Below are 2719 nucleotides of genomic sequence, written 5' to 3'. Positions count from 1 at the left end.
GATAAGCGGGTTTATCACGGCGACCCTTTTCATTTCCGGCACAGAAACGGTTTTCTGGCGTCAGGGCTGTGCGTAATCTAGACTGGAAATTCCCGCCTGCGCCCGCCTGTACCCGCTTTCGCCCCGGGTGCGCTGGCGTGCCGCTGGAGTGCCGCCATGTCCCGCCCTGCCGCCATCTCCGCCGACCAGATCCGCACCACCGTGCTCGCGATGCTCGCCGAGGCGGACGTCAATTCCGACCACCCGCCGCCCACGCCTGAGCGCTTCCGCAAGGTGATCTCGGTCCGCAAACTGCGCGCGCGGCTCGGCGCCGGCGACCCGGCGATGCTCTCGCGCGCCCTGAACACGATCGAAGTCGAAGTCGTGCGCGCCGGTCTCGCGCAGGTCGCGATTCCCGGACTGCCCGACCCGATCGCCGAACAGATGCGCACGCTGTGGCACGCGGCGGTCACCGTCCAGCTCGACGAGGTGGCGCGCCTCAGGGAGGAAGCGACGCAGGCCGCGGAAGCCTCGGACGCCGCGCGGCGGGATGCCGACCTGCGGACCGAGATGCTGAGGGTCGAACTTGCCGAACTGCGGGCGCAGCTGAGCACACGCGACAGCGAACTGGCCAACCTGCGTGCGGACTGCCGCAGCCTCACCGAGCGGGCGGAGACGCTCAGCGCTTCTGCAGCAGGCCTGCAGGCGGAACTGGATGCTGTCACCGCAACGCTCGCCCAGACCAGACAGGCGCATGCAGACGAGTTCGCCGCGGTTCACGCCCGTTATGAAGGCCTGTCGCGTCAACTGCTGCAGGAAACGGAACATCAGCGGCACGCGCTGCAGACCGAACGCGAGCGGCTGTCCGGCCAGATCACCCAGGCCCAGGAACGGGTCGCCGCACTGGAGGGGTTACGCGACCGGCTGCTGACCGAACTCGCCGGCGAGCGCAACGCGCACCAGCGCGCCGCCGCCGAAGCTGCGGCACTGGCCACGGTCGCCGCCGAGCACCGCGCCCTGCTGCAGGCCGTGCACGCCACTCCCCGCCACCCGGCGAAGCCTGCACCGGTCCGGCACCGCAGGACACCGGCGGCGACACCCTCCCCAACTCCGGCCAGCTCCCCGGCGCGCAGGAAGGCACGATGAACCTTTCTCGCTGGATCGATACCGCCGCGTCGCCGCCGCAGCCGCTGCCGGATTCGATCGAGGCAGCGCTCGACTACCTCGCCGGCGCGACCGGCCACCCGGTCTACACCCGCTGGACGCTGTCGCGCCTCAAGCGCGGCTGTCCGTCGCTCGCCGACGCGAAACGCGAGCACCCCACCGTGTTCGCGCTGCTGCTCGAGCACGACGCGGCCGTCGAATACTGGGACCGCGGACGCCTGCGGATTGTCGCGGCGGACGACGCGCCGGCGCCCGAAACCATTCTGGAGCGCGTGCTGCACCAGCACCGGCGCCGCTTCCACGAGGCCGCTGATGGAACCGCGCTGGTGCCTGCGAGCGCCGCAGTGCCGCCCGCCGCGACTGTCACGACTGCCGTCTGGCTCGCGGCGCTCGAACCGCCGCACACCGTCGCGGGGCGTGTCGACCATGTGTCCAGTGCCACCCCTGCCGCCGGCGGATGGCTCGCGCGGGCGGGCCGCTTCGTCAATCCGTCGATGGTCACGAACACCCTCGGCGTCGCCGACGATGGCCAGGCGGTGATCCTCTTCCTGCGCGATCGCGCCGGCCGCTCGCCGCACACGCGGCGCGCGTATCTCGCTGACCTGAAACGCCTGATCACCTGGTGCGAACGCGAGCGGCTCGGGCCGCTGTCGGACCTCACGCGCCACGACCTGCTCGCGTACCGCCGCGCCCTCGAACTCCAGCCCGAACACGGTCCTGCCCTCGGCGAAGAGACGCCCCCCGGCAGCCGCCAGCCAGGGCGTCGTGGACAACCTGGTGGGCCGCGCCAGCGGTCCGCCGCAGTGGCATCCCGCGCGCTCGCGGTCGTCTCGAGCCTGTTCCGCTACTGGTTGAAAACCGGCTACCTGACCGCGAATCCGGCCGCCGATCTGTCCGGCGGCGGCGCCGCACGCGCGGCGTGGACACCGACCCGCATCATGCCGGCGAGCGTGGTCGCGCTGTGCGATGCGGTCGTCGCGGGCCCTGCGCCGACCGGCCTCACATTGCCCGTCTGGACGCGTCGCTGCGCAATCTGGTCGCTGTACCGCTACGGCGGGGTCCGGCTCGCGGAGCTGGTGTGGTCCGAAGCCCTGGGACTGCCGCGGCTCGATGTCGACGCCGACGCAGACACTGACACCCACTGGACCCTGCACGTGCGCGGCAAGGGGAACAAGGTGCGGGCGATTCCGCTGCCCGCCCTCTGTGTGCCGCCACTCCGCGCATACCGGCTCGCCCGTGGCCTGGCGCCCGAACCGGGTCCCTTCGAACGGCTGCCGCCCATCCACAGCGAGAAGCGCGACGCGCTCGGCGCGAGCGGGCTGTATGACGAGGTCAAGGCGGTCTTCCGTGCAGCGGAAGACCACGTCGCGCCCGGTGACGGCGTGACGCTCGCGATGCTGCGCACGGCATCGACGCACTGGCTCCGGCACGGCTACGCGCGCACGCTGGTGGTCGACCACGCGGTGCCGCTGCCAGTCGCGCAGCAGTTACTTGGACACGCGTCGGTGCAGACGACGGCCGCCTATGCGAAGACGGACCTCACGCAGACGCGCGCGTTCGTGGAGGGGAGTTTTCC

2 protein-coding genes are annotated in these 2719 nt (G+C 71.3%); both read left to right on the top strand.

Features of this window, described 5'->3' with window-relative positions:
* The first annotated feature begins 156 nt into the window (after nucleotides 1-156).
* Entirely contained in the window at nucleotides 157-1125 is a 969-nt protein-coding gene (locus M0D67_RS41870; RefSeq protein ID WP_266243644.1) for a DNA-binding protein, read from the top strand.
* Nucleotides 1122-2719: tyrosine-type recombinase/integrase (locus M0D67_RS41865; RefSeq protein WP_266243642.1), on the top strand; the 1598-nt coding region annotated here is incomplete at its 3' end. The genes M0D67_RS41870 and M0D67_RS41865, both read left to right, overlap by 4 nt.

This window comes from Paraburkholderia sp. SECH4, from assembly GCF_030511745.1.
GTDB lineage: Bacteria > Pseudomonadota > Gammaproteobacteria > Burkholderiales > Burkholderiaceae > Paraburkholderia > Paraburkholderia madseniana.
The sequence above is the reverse complement of the archived record's forward strand: the minus strand, read 5'-3'. Positions and strand labels throughout refer to the sequence as shown.